The sequence below is a fragment of the Kaistia algarum genome (assembly GCF_026343945.1).
GTDB lineage: Bacteria > Pseudomonadota > Alphaproteobacteria > Rhizobiales > Kaistiaceae > Kaistia > Kaistia algarum.
The window spans coordinates 660,885-676,478 of sequence record NZ_JAPKNJ010000003.1 but is presented as its reverse complement, the minus strand read 5'-3'; the positions used below and the strand labels follow the sequence as shown (position 1 = coordinate 676,478).

General features: G+C 65.5%; 15 protein-coding genes. 6 read left to right on the top strand and 9 right to left on the bottom strand.

What is annotated here, in order from left to right; genetic code table 11:
• Positions 1 to 13 precede the first annotated feature (13 nt).
• From OSH05_RS21455 to OSH05_RS21445, 3 genes are all read left to right on the top strand, one after another.
• The gene (locus OSH05_RS21455) at positions 14 to 955 is read left to right on the top strand and encodes an alpha-E domain-containing protein (RefSeq protein WP_104221658.1); all 942 of its coding nucleotides are present in this window, start codon (positions 14 to 16) and stop codon (positions 953 to 955) included.
• A 12-nt stretch (positions 956 to 967) separates the two neighbouring features.
• Positions 968 to 1,783, top strand: coding sequence for a transglutaminase family protein (locus tag OSH05_RS21450; RefSeq protein ID WP_104221657.1), 816 nt, complete (start codon positions 968 to 970; stop codon positions 1,781 to 1,783).
• Between the two features lie 79 nt (positions 1,784 to 1,862).
• A complete protein-coding gene (locus OSH05_RS21445; protein WP_266352920.1) occupies positions 1,863 to 2,606 on the top strand; it encodes a peptidase in 744 nt (247 codons plus the stop codon).
• 9 nt (positions 2,607 to 2,615) lie between these two features.
• Here OSH05_RS21445 and OSH05_RS21440 read toward each other — a convergent pair whose 3' ends face one another.
• The 7 genes from OSH05_RS21440 to OSH05_RS21410 form a co-directional block, all read right to left on the bottom strand.
• Positions 2,616 to 2,882 carry an usg protein gene (locus OSH05_RS21440; RefSeq protein WP_104220887.1) on the bottom strand — a complete coding sequence of 89 codons (267 nt, stop codon included), beginning with the start codon at positions 2,880 to 2,882 and terminating at the stop codon, positions 2,616 to 2,618.
• Positions 2,883 to 3,049: 167 nt separating this feature from the next.
• On the bottom strand, positions 3,050 to 4,198 hold the full coding sequence (locus OSH05_RS21435; protein ID WP_165801702.1) for a GGDEF domain-containing protein: 1,149 nt from the start codon (positions 4,196 to 4,198) through the stop codon (positions 3,050 to 3,052).
• 120 nt (positions 4,199 to 4,318) lie between these two features.
• Positions 4,319 to 5,926, bottom strand: coding sequence for an NTP transferase domain-containing protein (locus OSH05_RS21430; RefSeq protein ID WP_104220885.1), 1,608 nt, complete (start codon positions 5,924 to 5,926; stop codon positions 4,319 to 4,321).
• Positions 5,923 to 6,615 (bottom strand): XdhC family protein, encoded by a 693-nt coding sequence (locus tag OSH05_RS21425; protein ID WP_104220884.1) that lies wholly within the window; start codon positions 6,613 to 6,615, stop codon positions 5,923 to 5,925. The genes OSH05_RS21430 and OSH05_RS21425 overlap by 4 nt, the downstream gene beginning before the upstream one ends.
• A 2-nt stretch (positions 6,616 to 6,617) precedes the next feature.
• Positions 6,618 to 6,950, bottom strand: coding sequence for an XdhC family protein (locus OSH05_RS21420; RefSeq protein ID WP_104220883.1), 333 nt, complete (start codon positions 6,948 to 6,950; stop codon positions 6,618 to 6,620).
• A gap of 12 nt (positions 6,951 to 6,962) precedes the next feature.
• Positions 6,963 to 8,162: a vWA domain-containing protein gene (locus OSH05_RS21415; RefSeq protein WP_407660439.1), complete on the bottom strand. Its 1,200-nt coding sequence runs from the start codon at positions 8,160 to 8,162 to the stop codon at positions 6,963 to 6,965.
• Complete coding sequence (locus OSH05_RS21410; protein ID WP_104220882.1) at positions 8,159 to 9,079, bottom strand: AAA family ATPase; 921 nt, start codon at positions 9,077 to 9,079, stop codon at positions 8,159 to 8,161. The genes OSH05_RS21415 and OSH05_RS21410 overlap by 4 nt, the downstream gene beginning before the upstream one ends.
• On the opposite strand from OSH05_RS21410, the gene pcaD reads away from it, so the two are divergent.
• Complete coding sequence (pcaD, locus tag OSH05_RS21405) at positions 9,063 to 10,031, top strand: 3-oxoadipate enol-lactonase (RefSeq protein ID WP_104220881.1); 969 nt, start codon at positions 9,063 to 9,065, stop codon at positions 10,029 to 10,031. The two genes, OSH05_RS21410 and pcaD, sit on opposite strands and share 17 nt — an antisense overlap.
• Positions 10,032 to 10,085: 54 nt before the next feature.
• On the opposite strand, the gene OSH05_RS21400 is transcribed toward pcaD, so the two are convergent.
• Positions 10,086 to 11,747 (bottom strand): electron transfer flavoprotein-ubiquinone oxidoreductase, encoded by a 1,662-nt coding sequence (locus OSH05_RS21400; protein ID WP_104220880.1) that lies wholly within the window; start codon positions 11,745 to 11,747, stop codon positions 10,086 to 10,088.
• A 159-nt stretch (positions 11,748 to 11,906) separates the two neighbouring features.
• Positions 11,907 to 13,250: a PQQ-dependent sugar dehydrogenase gene (locus OSH05_RS21395; protein WP_104220879.1), complete on the bottom strand. Its 1,344-nt coding sequence runs from the start codon at positions 13,248 to 13,250 to the stop codon at positions 11,907 to 11,909.
• A gap of 80 nt (positions 13,251 to 13,330) precedes the next feature.
• Between OSH05_RS21395 and OSH05_RS21390 the strand changes: the two genes are divergently transcribed.
• Together OSH05_RS21390 and OSH05_RS21385 are read left to right on the top strand one after the other, a co-directional pair.
• Complete coding sequence (locus tag OSH05_RS21390) at positions 13,331 to 14,125, top strand: uracil-DNA glycosylase (RefSeq protein ID WP_407660438.1); 795 nt, start codon at positions 13,331 to 13,333, stop codon at positions 14,123 to 14,125.
• A gap of 69 nt (positions 14,126 to 14,194) precedes the next feature.
• Positions 14,195 to 15,511: an MFS transporter gene (locus OSH05_RS21385; RefSeq protein ID WP_323181479.1), complete on the top strand. Its 1,317-nt coding sequence runs from the start codon at positions 14,195 to 14,197 to the stop codon at positions 15,509 to 15,511.
• Positions 15,512 to 15,594: the final 83 nt, after the last annotated feature.

The following is a 15,594-nucleotide window of genomic DNA, read 5'->3' as shown; positions in this document are numbered from 1 at the left end:
GGAGTTCATCGCCGTGCTGAGCCGTACCGCCGACAATTTGTTCTGGCTCGCGCGCTATGTCGAGCGCGCCGAGAATACCGCCCGCATCGTCGACGCGGCCAACCGCCTCGCCGCCATGCCGATCTCCTATGCCGGTGGCTCGAACGAGTGGGAATCCGCCGTCGCAGCGACCGGCTCGCTCGGCCTCTTCACCTCGCTCGGCAAGCCGGCGACGGCGGAGAACGTGGTCGAGTTTCTCGCCTTCTCGCCGAAGAACCCGTCATCGATCCGTTCGTGCCTCGAGCGGGCCCGCGTCAACGCGCGCACGGTGCGCACCGCGCTCACCACGGAAATGTGGGACGCGATCAACGGGGCCTGGCTCGGACTGAAGCGCTTCGACGGCGTCACGCACAACCGCCTGCAGCTTAACGACTTCCTCACCTATGTGAAGGAGGCCTCGCTGCGCTTCGACGGCTCCGCCAACCGCACGATGTTGCGCAACGACGTCTATTTCTTCTCCGGCCTCGGCGCCTTCACCGAGCGGGCCGACAACACGGCGCGCATCCTCGACGTCAAATATCACCTCCTGCTGCCCGAGCATGAGAGCGTCGGCGGCGGGCTCGACTTCTTCCAGTGGTCGTCGATCCTGCGCTCGGTCTCGGCCAATACCGCCTATCATTGGGTGTATCGCGAGAGCCTGAAGCCCTGGCTGGTGGCGGACCTGCTCGTGCTGAACGAGCAATTGCCCCGCTCGCTCGCCGCCTGTTACGCCAATATCTGCGCTTATCTCGACGAGCTTTCGCTTGCCTATGGCAGGCAGGGCCCGGCGCAGCGCGTCGCCCGCTCGACGCGCAATCGGCTGCAGAACTCGACCATCGACGATGTCTTCCAGGGGGGACTGCACGAATTCCTGACGGAGTTCATTGCCGAGAACGGGCGTCTCGGACAGGCCATCACCGACCAGTATCTCGCCTGACGGACCGGTTTCATGCGCCTCCGTATCGTTCACGAAACGACCTATGTCTACGATCCGCCGGCAAGCGGCGCGATCCAGACATTGCGCCTGACCCCGCGCGGCCATGACGGCCAGTTCGTCATCAACTGGCGCATCGAGGTCGATCACGACTGCCGCCTGTCGACGACGACCGATCCGTTCGGCAATGTGCTGCAATCCTTCACCACCGAGGGCAAACTCGACGGCCTGGTCATCACCGCGCTCGGCGAGGTAGAGACCCATGACATGGCCGGCATGGTTCGCGGCCAGTCCGAACGCTTCCCCATCTCCGTCTTCCTGCGAGACACGAGTTCGACTCTGTCCGGCCCGGCCATTCGCGATTTCGCGACCCAGCTTGGCCAACGCGCGTCCGCCGATCCGCTGTCGCGCATGCATTCGCTGATGGAGGCGGTGAACGGCGCGATCGAGGTCGGCCACACCGAGGACGACAGCGCCATCGCAACCTTCGCCGAGGGCAAGGGCGACGCGCGCGCCATCGCCCATGTCTTCATCGCCGCGGCGCGCCATCTCGGCGTCCCTGCCCGCTATGCCAGCGGCTATCTTCATTGGCCGGAAGAGGCGGAGCCGGCGGTCGCCGAGCATGGCTGGGCCGAAGCCTTCGTCGAGGGCGTCGGCTGGCTCGGCTTCGACGCCTCGATGAATCTCTGCCCGACCGATCGCTATGTCCGCCTCGCCATCGGGCTGGACCGCGTCGCGGCCGCGCCAGTGCGCGGCGCCGCCTATGGCGACGGAATGGCGCCGCCGAAGGTCTCGATCCGTGTCACGGAAGCCCGTGCGGCAAAGAGGTAGGGGACTGCGTCTCCTTTAGCCTTGCGACTCGTACCCTTTGTCCCGACAATCCGCCGTCGGCCCAGGGGAAGGTACCCACATGACCTATTGCGTTGGGATTCTCGTGCGCGAGGGTCTCGTGATGATCGCCGACACGCGTACCAACGCCGGCCTCGACAACATCGCGACCTTCCGCAAGCTCCACCTCTTCCAGACGGAAGGTGAGCGCGTCATCGCTATCGCAACCGCCGGCAATCTCGCGGTGAGCCAGTCGGTGCTGAATGTGCTGACGGAAGGGATCCGCGATCCCGATACCGGCGAGATCGAGACGATCTTCACGATCCCGACCATGTTCAAGGTGGCGCAATTCGTGGGCCGCGCGATCCGCGAGGTCTATCGCATCCACGGAAAATCCATGGAGCAGCAGGCGGCGAGCTTCGATGTCACCATGCTGCTGGGCGGACAGGTCAAGGGCGGCCGTCTGCGGCTGTTCATGGTCTATTCGGCCGGCAATTTCATCGAGGCGACCGCCGACACGCCCTATCTTCAGATCGGCGAGCACAAATATGGCAAGCCGATTCTCGATCGCGCCGTCACCAGCGAGACCGGCTTGCAGGAGGCAATGAAGCTCGGCCTCGTCTCGATGGATTCGACAATCCGCTCCAATCTCGGTGTCGGCATGCCCGTGGACGTCGCCACCATTCGGCGGGATGCGATCGCGGTCGAGATCTCGCACCGGATCGACCGCAACGATGAATATTTCCTCGATTTGCGCGAGCGTTGGTCGGCGGCACTGCGCGCCGCCCACCAGGCCATCCCTCCCCCGCCCTACGGCCGGGATTGAGGACGCTTCTCAGTTCAGCGCGAACTCCGCCTGCGCCATCCGCACCTCGGCGGCGCCGATGAGCCTTTGATGGGCGATCTTCACCGAATGGAGCGGACCCTCGATCTCGCGCTTCCAGAAGGCGAGGAAGCGGTTGAGCTCCGGAAATTGCGGCGCGAGATCATATTCCTGCCAGACGAAGCTCTGCAGCATGCTGGGATGATCCGGCAGGCGGTAGAGGATCTCGGCAGTGGTAAGACCGTATCCGGAAAGCTGACGCAGCAGGGATGAAGCCATGAGCACCTCGGCATTGCGATCGGGTCCGTCCCCTCGGGACGCATGAAATCGTCCCGCAGCGCAGCATTGATTTCAAGTGCGATTTCAGCGATTGTCTCGTTGTATCAAAGGATTAGCAGCAAAGCCGGCTGAGTGCTGCCAAAAGCGGCAATCACGGACAATCCGGCTTACCTCGCCACAACGAGGCGGTCGCGGCCTTCGGCCTTGGCGCGGTAGAGGGCGCGGTCGCAGCGTATCATCAGGCTGTGCAGCGTTTCGCCTGGCTCGGGGACCGCGAGCCCGCAGCTGGCGCTCGCCCGGAACGGGCCGTCAGAGCCGGTAAACGACATGGCGCCAAAGTGCGAGCGGACCCGCTGCACCATCGTTTTGGCCACTAAGTCGTCCGAACCCTGGAGCAGCACCGCGAATTCCTCGCCGCCCATGCGCCCGATGATCGCATCCCGCGGCATGATCTCGCGCAGGACTTTCGCAAAGGCCTGGATCACGTCGTCGCCAGCCGCATGGCCGTGGCTGTCGTTGATCGACTTGAAATGATCAAGATCGAACATCAGCGCAGCACAGGGTGGTTCGCCCTGGCCAAGGCGAGCGAGCACGGCGCTCGCATCCCGGTCAAAGGCGCGTCGGTTAGCAAGACCCGACAATTCATCGATATCCGCCTGGCGGCCGGCTGCCTCCAGAATGTTCCTGACAACGACGAGAACCAGCGACAGCGCCGTAGCGATCAGGGCGACCGCCGTGACGGACTGTGAAATCAGCGCATATCGGCTGTCGATGTAGTCCCGCGCCGTCGGGCCCGCGCCAACTATTACGGAGAGGAACGGTTTCACCAGGAAATGCATCGCCGTCAGTGCGAAAGTGAAAGTCAGCAACCGGTCGAGCCACCGGCGCGGCGCACCGATCAGGAGGATCGTGGTGCAGATCATCAGCGCGAACGTAAATGCGAGTTGATAGGCAAATTCATAGACGAAGACGCCGCGCGGCGCCCGCCACATCAGCAGCCTCACGCCCAGCGATGCCGCGAAGGAGGCCGGCAGGAACCATCGGGCCAACGGGACGTGATAGTAGCGCGAGAGCCCTGCTGCCATGACGTGGAAGGCAAGCGAGAAAGTGGCAAAGCTCAGGAATATGAAGGGCTCGGGAACCGGCGACAGGCGCACCAGCAATTCGCTGAGCGGTGTCCCCGCCCCGATGGCATAGCTCAACCCGAACCATCGGACGCCGGGAGAGGCCGCCGTTCGCGCGAGCACGAGAAATGTCGCCGCGACCAGAACGGCCAGCAACATGTTGACGACCAGGGCGAAGGCTGCGCCGCTCATTGGGACAATCAAAACGGGAAAGGGGACGGTGAAATATCCAGCCCATAATCCCTGCATCGGGGCGCCCGTCAATGCTGCAACGCAGCATCCGTGATGCGCCGCGACGATGCCCGCTATCTGTCAGCGGCCGATCGTCCCGCCGACGTTGGCCAGAGCCGCGGGTGTGTCGAGATCGAGCGCCGCGGCCTCGCCGATCTCGACCTCGACAATCTCGTCGGCTTTGTCCGCAATAAGGTGCCGCGCGCCGGTATCCCCCTCGATTGCCCGAAGCGCAGCGAAATGACGATGCGGCCATAGCACCGGATTGCCGCGCTTGCCGCCATGGGTCGGCACGACGATCGAGTGCGGATGGTCGGCCCCAAAATTGTCGATCAACCGGTCAATCATCGCATGGGTGACGAAGGGCATGTCCGCCAGAAGAACCAGCACGCCGGATGCACGGGGAGGAAGCGCTTCGACACCTCGGCGCAGGGATGTCGACAGCCCGCCGCGATAGTCGGCATTGAAGGCGAGCATCACATCAAGGCCGGCCAGTTCGGCTTCCACGGCGTCCCGCTCATGTCCCGTCACGACAACCACCGGGGCGGCGCGGCTTGCCAGGGCGGCCTCCGCGACACGGCGAACGAGGCTTCGGCCGCCTAGTTCTGCCAACTGCTTGGTCGGCCCGCCCATACGCCGCCCCTCCCCGGCCGCCAGGATGAGCGCCGCAACACCGCCCGCTTCGGCTGGCCGCTCGCGCGGCTGCGGCCGCGTGCCGATCTCCGACAGCAGGCCGCCGACGCCGAGCCCGGCAATATCGTCCGCGGTGACTTCAAGGCCAGCCAGCAGGCGGCGCAGCACCCAGTCGAAGCCGTTCTCCTTCGGGCTCCTGGCGCAGCCTGGTGCGCCGACCACCGGGACTCCGCCCAGATCGGCCAGAACCAGCAGATTGCCCGGATCGACCGGCATGCCAAGCCGGACGATCCGCCCACCGGCTGCCTCGATCCCGGCGGGCACCACATCGCCGGCATCAACCATCGCCGAGGCGCCGAAGACGACCAGGAGGTCCGCTCCCTCGCCGGCCAAGCCCAGCAACGCCTCGCCGACCGCCGCCGCCTCATGCGGGACGCGACGCTCGCCGATCAGAACCGATCCAACCGCGGAAAGCCGCGCTTCGAGCCGCAGCCTGGTCTTCTCAAGCACCGATGTCTTCAGCGATGGCAGCGTCGTCGCGACCAAGCCGATCCTTCGGGGGCGGAACGGCGCGAGAGAGAGCACCGTGCCGCCGCCGACAGCGCGCTCCGCTGCCGCCAGACTGTCGGCCGAGACGGCGAAAGGAATGATCTTCACAGTGGCCACGAGTTGCCCAGCTTCGACGGGCTGAAGTTCCGGCAAGGTGGCCAGGGTGATGGCCGGATCGATGCGGTTCAGCCGGTCGACAGCGAGCCGGTCGACGACGAGGAGGCCGGCGGCATCGGCATGGAGATTGGCGCGGCCGGTGAAAGGCGCTGCTGCCTTAAGGAGAGCGCCTTGCATTGCCCCGGCAAGTCGGCCGGCGGCCTCGTCTTCCGCAACGTCGCCCGGATCGAGATGGGCCACGACGACGGATCGGACGCCGGCCTCGCGAAGCCTCACAATCTCGGCTATTCCAAGCCGGGTTCCCTTGCGCAGCCTTGTCGACCCTGCGTCGACCGAATGGGCGAGAAACGCGCCCTCGGAAGCGTCGAGATCGACCGGGCCGAATCTCACGCCGCCGTCCCGCGCTGGCGCAGGGCCGATATCGTCTCTGCAAGGATCGAGACGGCGATCTCGGCCGGCGATTGCGCTCCGATCGCGAGCCCGATCGGAGCGCGTATACGCGCGACGTCTTCTTCCGATACCCCCATCCCCCGCAACCGGTCGACACGCTTTGCATGTGTCTTGCGGCTGCCAAGCGCCCCGACATAGAAGCAGCCGGCGGCCAGCGCCGCAGCTAGCGGCATGTCGTCGATCTTCGGATCATGCGTTAGCGCGGCGAGCGCCGTGAAGCCGTCGAGCGGCGCGGTCTCCAGCGCGTCTTGCGGCCACTCGGCCAGCGGCCTCGCATCCGGAAAGCGCTCCTCGGTCGCAAAGGCGGTGCGCGGATCGATGATGGTGATGTCGAAGCCGGCGATCCGCGCCATCGGCGCAAGAGCCTGCGAAATATGGACCGCGCCGATCATGACGAGGCGCGGCGGCGGCAGGTGGACGGTGAGAAACACCTCGCCCTGGCCGGGCTCGGCCAGGAGACCGGAACGCCCGGAGCGAAACCGCGCGGAGAGCTCGAGCGCCAGCGGATCGCTCATTGCCGATTCCTCGGCAACAAGCCGTTCCGCCCCGCTCGCCAGATCCGTCACGAGGATAGCCGCCTTGCGGTCGCGGCGCACCGCATTCAGCCTCTCCAGCGTCGATCGGTCCACGATCAGCCCACCCTCTCGACATAGATCCGGATGCGGCCACCGCAGGAAAGGCCGACCCGCCAGGCCGTCTCATCGGCCACACCGAATTCCAGCAGGCGCGGCTTTCCTTCCGCGAGCACCTCGGCAGCCTCGCCGACCACGGCGCCCTCGACACAGCCGCCCGAGACCGAGCCCTCGAACCGGCCCTCGCCATCGACGACCAGATGGCTGCCGACCGGACGCGGCGCCGAGCCCCAGGTCTCGACGACGGTCGCCAGCGCCACCGCCCTGCCTTCGGCAAGCCAAGCTTCGGCGATCGACAGCGGGTCGCGATCGTCAGTTCCAAGCAGGGTCATAGAATCATCTCCTCAGGCGGCAGCCAGATAACGTCGCGGATCGGCTTCGCCGGACTTATCGTTGGATAGGGCGCGCACCAGCCCCTCGACGGAACCGAGCGAATGGATCGAGCGCAGTTCGTCGACATAGGGCAGCAGGGCCCGAATGCCCCGCGCCTTCGCCTGGAAGCCGTCATAGCGCAACAGCGGGTTCAGCCAGACGAGGCGCCGGCAGGAACGTTGCAGCTTGTCGGCCTCCGCGGCGAGGGCCTCGACGTCCTCCCGCTCCAGGCCGTCGGTGACGAGCAGCACGATCGCGCCCTGCCCCAGCACGCGCCGAGACCACAGCCGGTTGAACTCGGCCAGCGCCGCGCCGATCCGCGTTCCGCCGGACCAGTCGGCGACCGAAGCCGAGCAGGCGGCCAGCGCCGCATCCGCATCGCGCTGCCGCAGCGGGCGGCTGACATTGGTAAGCCTGGTTCCAAACAGGAAGGTCTCGACCCGACGATGCCTTGATAGCGCATGCAGGAAATGCAGCACGATCCGGCTATAGGCGCTCATCGACCCCGATATATCGAGCAGCGCGACCACCGGCGGCGGCCGTTCCGCCCGCTTTCGGTAAGCCGGCAAGATAAGTTCGCCGCCGCTCCGCAGGGCGAGGCGAAAGGTTCGGCGCGGATCAATCTCGCCGCGCCGCGCCGCTACCCGCCGCCGCGTCGGTCGCTCGTCGTCGGGAAGCCGCATGCTGGCAACGACCCGCTCGACCTCCCGGACCTCATCGGCGCTCATCTGGGCAAAGTCGCGCCGGCGAAGGGCCTCGGCGGAGGAAACGGCAAGGCGAAGCTGTCGCTCGGTCGGTTCCTCCGGCGATTCGGTGTCAGCGAAATCGAAGAGGGCCGATACAGCGCGCGCCGATCCGGGCAGAGGCGGCTCAGCTAGCGGGCCGGATTTCGACGATGGCGGCTTCTGGGCGAGAACGGGCGCCTCCAGATGACCGCTGCGCCAGAAGAGGCCGAAGGCAACATCGAACACGGCCTCCTGATCATGGCCCGACAGAAGCGTCGCTCCCAGGGCGGCCCTGAAGTCTTGCCGCGAGGCGATCCCGACCAGTTCCGTCGCGCGGACCGCTTCGGCGATCCGATCCGGCCCAACCGGCAATCCTGCCCGGCGCAGCATGCGGCCGAAGCGGACGATGTTGTCCGCCAGAAACGCGCCGGAATCATCCGGGCTCACGCCGCCGCCTCCAGGCTCGCTTGCGTCTCGCGCAGCAAGGCGGTCACACGGCTCGCATCGAGCCTTGCGATATCATCTTGATATTTAAGGAGAACGCCCAGCGTATCGCCGATCATGCGCGGCTCCAGCGCGATCTGGTCGAGCTCCACCAGCGCCGCCGCCCAGTCGATCGCCTCGGCAACGCCCGGCTTCTTGAACAGGTCCAGCCGCCGCAGCGCCTGCACAAAGGCGACGATCTCGCGCGACAGCCGCTCGCCGGCGCCGGGCACCTTGGCGCGAAGAATCGCCAGTTCGCGCGCCTCGTCGGGATAATCGACCCAATGATAGAGGCAGCGCCGCTTCAGCGCGTCATGGATTTCGCGCGTTCGATTGGTCGTGACGACGACGATCGGCGGGCGAGACGCCTTGATGGTACCAAGCTCGGGGATCGTTACCTGATGATCGGCAAGGATTTCAAGGAGATAGGCCTCGAACGCCTCGTCGGCCCTGTCGAGTTCGTCGATCAACAGCACGGGCGGCCCAGCTGCATCGTCCCGCAAGGCGGCCAGCAAGGGGCGCTCGATCAAGAAGCGCTCCGAAAAGACATCGGCGACCAGCCGGTCCCGGTCCGCCAGTCCGCCAGCCTCGGCGGCCCGGATTTCCACCATCTGCGCCGCGTAGTTCCACTCATAGACAGCGGAGGCGACGTCGAGCCCCTCATAGCATTGAAGACGCACGAGTCTTCGCCCGAGCTGCGTGGCCAGGACCTTGGCGATCTCGGTCTTGCCAACGCCCGCCTCACCTTCGAGAAACAGAGGTCGGCCCAAACGAAGGGACAGGAACACGACTGTCGCCAGCGAGCGGTCAGCCAGATAGCCACCCTCGGCCAGAAGGCGGATCACTGCGTCGATCGAGTCCGGCATGGCCGCTTCCGACATCCCTGTTTCCATGCTCCCGACAGATACGACGGCTCCATCACGCCGCTATCGTCGCTTATACCGCTTGACGCGGCCGCCGCCCATGGTGACATGGGGGAAACTCGGTGGGATTGGTCTGGATCCACGAGTGGAAGCGAAAGCCGGAAAGAGGACGGGGAACGGGCATATGCCACGGATCACGATGGACGACGGGATTGGTCTCTATGTGGAGGCCGCGCCGGACAACGGAAAGCCACCCCTTCTCTTCCTGAATGCGCTGGGTAGCGACCACGCCATGTGGGACGGCCAGACCCCGGCCTTTTCTGAACATTTCCGGATTATTCGCTTCGATGATCGCGGCCATGGCCAGTCCGACATCCCGGATATGCCCTACACGATCGACCGGCTCGGCCGCGACGCCCGCGCCGTGCTGGAGGCGTTCGACATCGAGAGCGCCCATATCGTCGGCATGTCGAAGGGCGGCATGACAGCGGCGTGGCTCGGGGCCAATTCGCCCGAACACGTTGAAAAGATTGTCATTTCTTCCTCTGCCCCCCACCTCGCGCCTCGCGATGTCTGGGAAGGACGCGCCAATACGGCACGCAATGAAGGCGTCGAGGCGCTGGTCGACGCTGTCGTCGGGCGCTGGCTCACCGACGATTTCCGCGCCCGCAACCCGGAGACGGTCGCACGCATCCGCGCGATGATCCTCGGAACGTCGAATGCCGGCTATGCCGCCTGCTGCGAGGCACTAGCGGAGATGGACCTTCGCGACGATCTGGAACTGATCCCGGTGCCGACCCTCGTACTCTGCGGCGATTCGGACCCCGGGGTGCAGCCGAACAAGACCCGCGAATGGGTCGCTACGATCGATGGCGCCCGGCTAGAGGTGATCCGCAAGGCCGCGCACCTCACCAATGTCGAGCAACCGGAAGCGTTTAATCGGACTGTGCTGGAGTTTCTGCTCACATAGCGAGCCGATTCGAGGTTCCGACCTTCGGAATCATCGCGGTGGCGCGCGGCGCCCTCACATGTTCGGATAATTCGGTCCGCCTGCCCCTTCCGGCGTCGTCCAGACGATGTTCTGGTTCGGGTCCTTGATGTCGCAGGTCTTGCAGTGGACGCAGTTCTGCGCGTTGATCTGGTAGCGCGGTCCTGACGGCTCCTCGATCCACTCATAAACGCCAGCCGGGCAGTAGCGTTGCGACAGGCCGGCATAGACGTCGTGCTCGGATGATTTCTGCAAGGCCGGATCGACGACCTTCAGATGCACCGGCTGGTCTTCCTCATGGTTCGTGTTCGACAGGAACACCGAGGAGAGACGATCGAAGGTCAGCACGCCATCCGGCTTCGGATAATCGATCGGGCGGAACTGCGCGGCGGGCTTGGTAGCCGCCGCGTCGGACTTTCCGTGCTTCAGCGTACCGAACAGCGAAAGGCCGAACGTGTTCGCCCACATGTCGACGCCGCCGAGCGCGACGCCCAGCGCCGTGCCGAAGCGAGACCAGAGCGGCTTTACGTTGCGAACCCGCTTGAGATCGCGGCCGATGGCCGAACCACGCCAGCCTTCCTCGAAACCCGAAATCTCGTCGCCCGACCGGCCCTCGGCCAACGCGGTAGCGACATGCTCTGCCGCCATCTTGCCGGAGAAAATCGCGTTGTGGCTGCCCTTAATGCGGGGAAGATTGACGAAGCCGGCCGAGCAGCCGATCAGCGCGCCGCCGGGAAAGGTCAGCTTCGGAACCGACTGCCAGCCGCCCTCGGTGATTGCCCGCGCGCCATAGGCGATGCGCCGCCCACCCTCGAACACCGGCGCGATCAACGGATGGGCTTTGAAGCGCTGGAATTCCTCAAAGGGTGAGAGATAGGGGTTCTGGTAGTTCAGGTGCACCACGAAGCCGACGGCGACCTGGTTGTCCTCGAAATGATAGAGAAACGAGCCGCCGCCCGTTCCATTGCCCAGCGGCCAGCCAAAGGAATGCTGGACAAGGCCCGGCCGGTGGCGAGACGGGTCGACCTGCCATAGCTCCTTGAGCCCAATGCCGAACTTCTGCGGTTCCCGCCCCTCGGCAAGGCCAAAGGCGGCGATCGCCTCCTTGGCCAGCGAACCGCGCGCGCCTTCACCGAGTAGCGTGTACTTGCCGCGAAGCTCCATGCCGCGCTGGAAGTTCGGCCCCGGCTCCGCGTCGCGGCCAACGCCCATATCGCCGGTCGCGACGCCGACGACCGCCCCGGTATCGTCGCGCAGCAGCTCCGCTGCCGCGAAGCCCGGATAGATATCGACGCCCACCGCCTCGGCCTTGCTGGCGAGCCAGCGGCAGAGATTGGCCAGCGAGACGACAAAATTTCCATGGTTCGACATCAGCGGCGGCATGACGAAATTCGGCAGCCGAACGCCGCCCGCAGGCCCCAGCCACAGGAAGCGGTCTTCGGTGACGGGCGTCTTCACCGGGACATCGTCCTCGCGGCGCCATTCCGGCAGCAGCGCGTCCAGACCCGCGGGGTCGATCACCGCCCCCGACAGGATATGCGCCCCGACCTCGGAGCCCTTCTCGACGACGACCACGGAAATATCGGGATCGAGCTGCTTCAGCCGGATGGCGGCGGCCAGACCCGAGGGCCCGGCGCCGACGATCACGACGTCGAACTCCATCGCCTCGCGTTGGGGAAGATCCGGATGCTCGGTCATCAATGGCTCGCTCGTTCGGATGTCGCCTCTTTAGAAGAGCCCTACGCAGCATGCAACGATCGCAGCCCGTTCCTGTCACAAAACTATCACTGGGCGGCACGTTTCGGCGTTATCCGCCACTCGTCAGCGTCCGAGACCCGCGATCGAGAGCATAGCGGCTCAAGGCAGCGGCTGGACCCGCCAGATTGAGCCCCCGGCATCCTCCGAAACATAGAGCGCTCCGTCCTTGCCGACTGTGACGCCGACGGGCCGGCCCCACACCGCCTTTTGCGACAGGACGAAGCCGGTCATGAAATCCTCGTAGGCGCCGGTCGGCTTGCCATCCTCGAAGCGGACGCGCACGACCTTGTAGCCGGTGGGTCCGCTGCGGTTCCACGACCCATGCAAGGCGAGGAAGGCGTCGCCACGATATTCGGCCGGAAAGGAATCGCCCTCGTAGAAGGCGAGGCCGAGCGGCGCGGAGTGCGGCTGGATCAGCACATCGGGTGTGGTCGCCTTGCCGGCGAGATCGCCTCGCTCGCCTTTATGGCGTGGGTCGACATTGGCTCCGGTATAGAACCACGGCCAGCCGTAGAAGGCCCCATCCTCAACGCGAGTGACGAAATCGGGCGGCAGATTGTCGCCGAGGCCATCCCGCTCATTGGTCGCGCACCAGAGCGCGCCGGTCGCCGGCTGGATGGAAACGCCCGAGCAATTGCGGATGCCATTGGCGAAATGGCGTAGATTCTTGCCGTCGGGATCGGCCGTCAGCACGCTAGCCCGCCCGGTTTCCTTGCCCCAGGCTGCGCCCACGCCAAATTTCCGCTCGAACGCGGCAATGCCTCCGGGCGGCTCGCCCGAGACTCCGTCGCCGGCATTGGACAAGGATCCGACGGCGATGAAGAGTTGCTTGCCGTCCGGCGAGAAGGCGATATCGCGCGTCGAATGGCCTCCGGTGGGCAGGCCGGAAACGATGACTTCGGGTTCCCCGGACGCAACCCGGTCCCCTGCGCGGTAGGGGAAACGGATGACGCGGTTGGTCTCGGCGACGTAGAGATAGTTGGGATTGGGGCCGGGCGGGTAGAAGGCGAGGCCATAGGGCCGGTTCAGGCCGCTCGCGAAAGCCTCGTGCGTCGCTTTGCCATCAGCCCCGAAGACCAGCACGCTGACCTTCCCGCCACGTGTCTCGGCGACGAAGATATCGCCGTTCGGTGCCGTCCGGAGCGTGCGCGGACCAGCAAGCCCTTCGGCGGCCAGCGTCACGTCGAAACCCGGCGGGACGCGCGGCTTCCCGCCCGTGGGACGCTTGACGACGTTCGCGGTCACGGCGACCGACTGCGTCGCCATCGGCAAGGGAAGATCCTGTGGACGGATCCACCGTTCGACGCCGGGCCGATCGGCGCCCCAATCTCCAAAAGCGGCGGTTCCGGTTAGGACATCGGCGGCAGCGGGCAAAGGGATAAGGGCCAGGAGCGCCAGGAACGGGGACAATCGGGATTTCACGGGCTGTTCCTGTTTTGTCATTCGTTCGGCAGGGCGTTAGGATCGAGATAGGGCGTGTGGCCCGAGTGACAACAACGCCGATGTCCCCCGATACTTCCCCCATGCCGCGCGACGCGATCGCAGCGCTTCTCGAATGGTACGTCGCCAATGGCGTCGACGTGGCCGTGGAGGAAGAGCCGACCGACCGGCTGGCGCCACCTCGCCCGATGGCGCAGCCACCCGCGGCAGCACCGGCCGAGCTTACCCGCCCGGTCACGCTTCAGGCGGCCGAAGCGCCACCCGATCCCGAACTGGGCCATCGCGCCGCCCGTGCGCTGGCGCACGCAGCCCCGACATTGGAAGCGCTGCGCGAGGCGCTAACCGGCTTCGAAGGCTGCGCGTTGAAGTTGACCGCCAAATCGCTCGTCTTTTCCGACGGCAACCCTGCCGGCCGCGTCATGCTGGTCGGCGAGGCGCCGGGCCGCGAGGAGGATCTGCAGGGCGTTCCCTTCGTCGGCCGTTCCGGCCAGTTGCTGGACCGCATGCTGGCTGCGATCGGACTGTCACGCGACGATGTCTACATCGCCAATGTGGTGCCCTGGCGCCCGCCCGGCAACCGCACGCCGACCCCACAGGAAACGGCGATCTGCCGGCCCTTCATCGAGCGCCAGATCGAACTCGCCGATCCCGATTTTCTCATCTGCCTCGGCGGAGCGGCGGCGAAGGAACTGCTCGCCACCACGGAAGGCATTCTGCGCCTCCGCGGCCAATGGCACAGCTATGACACTGGCAAGCGGTCGATTCGTGCCATGGCCACGCTGCATCCGGCCTATTTGCTGCGCCAGCCGCTGCAGAAGCGTCTCGTCTGGCGCGATCTCCTCTCCCTTCGCGCCGCCCTCGACGGCCAAGGCGGCTAAAGCACTGCCGAAAATCGTGGCAAACGCCTCGATTCAGTACAATTTTTCTCGCAGTGCCATCTTTTCGACATGGCGCAAACGGAGAAGAACGGAAGCGGCAATTTCAACGTCTCGCCCTCCGGCGCTCCACACATCATGGCTCTACAGCTATTTCCCATTGCCGCTCTCCTTCTGGGATCGGCCCTGCTTCTCGTCGCCGGCGGTATTCACGGATTATTGCTGCCGATACGTGGATCGATCGAGGGATTTACCACCACCGAACTCGGCCTGATCGGCACGGGATGGGCGGTCGGTTTTGTCCTTGGCTGCCTGATCGTGCCGAAGATCGTCCGCCGCGTCGGGCATGTGCGCGCTTACGGCGTCATGGCGTCGATCGCCAGCGTCGCGATCCTCCTGAATTTACTGTTCGTATCGCCCTGGGCCTGGATCGGGCTCAGAGCCTTTTCGGGCTTCTGCTTCGCCGGCGCAGCCATGATCGTCGAGAGCTGGCTCAACGAGCGCGCGACACGCGAGAACCGCGGCACGATCTTTTCGATCTACCAGATGGTGAATTTCGGTGCCTCGACCGCCGGCCAGCTCCTGATCGCGACCGCGCCGACCGAAGGCTATTTCTTCTTCGTCCTCGGCGCGATCTTCTATTCGCTCGCCATCCTGCCCTCGGCACTCTCGACCGCACAGACCCCGCGCCCGCTCAAGGCAACCAAGCTGGATCTTCGGGTGATCTTCGCCAACTCGCCGGTCGCCGGCGTCGCCTGCTTCCTGGTGGGCATGGTGAACGGCGCTTTCGGAACGCTGGGGGCGGTCTATGCCCAGAAGATCGGACTGCCGACGCAGGCGATCGCCCTGGTCATGAGCGGCGCGGTTCTCGGCGGCGCGATCACGCAGGTACCGCTCGGCCGCCTGTCGGACCGCTTCGACCGCCGCTACGTCCTGATCGGGGTCGCCGCCGCCGCCATCGTCGTCAGCGTCGCCATCTCCCTGCTCGCGCCCACCAATTCCTGGGTCGTGATCGGCCTCGTGACGCTGTTCGGCGGGATGGTCTATCCGATGTATGGCCTGGCCGTGGCCCATGCCAATGACTACGCCGCGCCGGACGATTTCGTGAAGATCGCCAGCGGCCTGCTACTGCTCTCCGGCATTGGCACGATGATCGGGCCCATCATCGGCGCTTTCGCCATGGAATGGCTCAGTCCGCAAGGCCTCTTCACCTTCTGCGGGATCGTGCATGTCGTGCTGATCGGCTACACGGCTTTCCGATTGACGCGCCGGCCGCCAACCCGCGAAGTACCACGCGACGCGTTCCAGTCGATCCCGCCACTGCGGAGCGCGACCCCGGAAGCCATCGCCCTTGATCCGCGCGCCAACGAGACGAAAGCCGCGGCCTGAGGCCGGCATATATCCTATCATTTCCAGCACTTTATGAGCCGTTCCGGACTCGATCTCCGAAGCGACTCTTCTCGCTTGGTCCG

Excerpts from the sequence above, each read along its gene's own strand:
- OSH05_RS21450 (WP_104221657.1), top strand. The coding sequence starts at position 968 with ATGCGCCTCCGTATCGTTCACGAAACGACCTATGTCTACGATCCGCCG.
- OSH05_RS21445 (WP_266352920.1), top strand. The coding sequence starts at position 1,863 with ATGACCTATTGCGTTGGGATTCTCGTGCGCGAGGGTCTCGTGATGATC.
- OSH05_RS21440 (WP_104220887.1), bottom strand. The coding sequence starts at position 2,882 with ATGGCTTCATCCCTGCTGCGTCAGCTTTCCGGATACGGTCTTACCACT.
- OSH05_RS21435 (WP_165801702.1), bottom strand. The coding sequence starts at position 4,198 with ATGAGCGGCGCAGCCTTCGCCCTGGTCGTCAACATGTTGCTGGCCGTT.
- OSH05_RS21420 (WP_104220883.1), bottom strand. The coding sequence starts at position 6,950 with ATGACCCTGCTTGGAACTGACGATCGCGACCCGCTGTCGATCGCCGAA.
- pcaD (WP_104220881.1), top strand. The coding sequence starts at position 9,063 with ATGGCCGCTTCCGACATCCCTGTTTCCATGCTCCCGACAGATACGACG.
- OSH05_RS21410 (WP_104220882.1), bottom strand. The coding sequence starts at position 9,079 with ATGTCGGAAGCGGCCATGCCGGACTCGATCGACGCAGTGATCCGCCTT.
- OSH05_RS21400 (WP_104220880.1), bottom strand. The coding sequence starts at position 11,747 with ATGACCGAGCATCCGGATCTTCCCCAACGCGAGGCGATGGAGTTCGAC.
- OSH05_RS21395 (WP_104220879.1), bottom strand. The coding sequence starts at position 13,250 with ATGACAAAACAGGAACAGCCCGTGAAATCCCGATTGTCCCCGTTCCTG.
- OSH05_RS21390 (WP_407660438.1), top strand. The coding sequence starts at position 13,331 with ATGCCGCGCGACGCGATCGCAGCGCTTCTCGAATGGTACGTCGCCAAT.
- OSH05_RS21385 (WP_323181479.1), top strand. The coding sequence starts at position 14,195 with ATGGCGCAAACGGAGAAGAACGGAAGCGGCAATTTCAACGTCTCGCCC.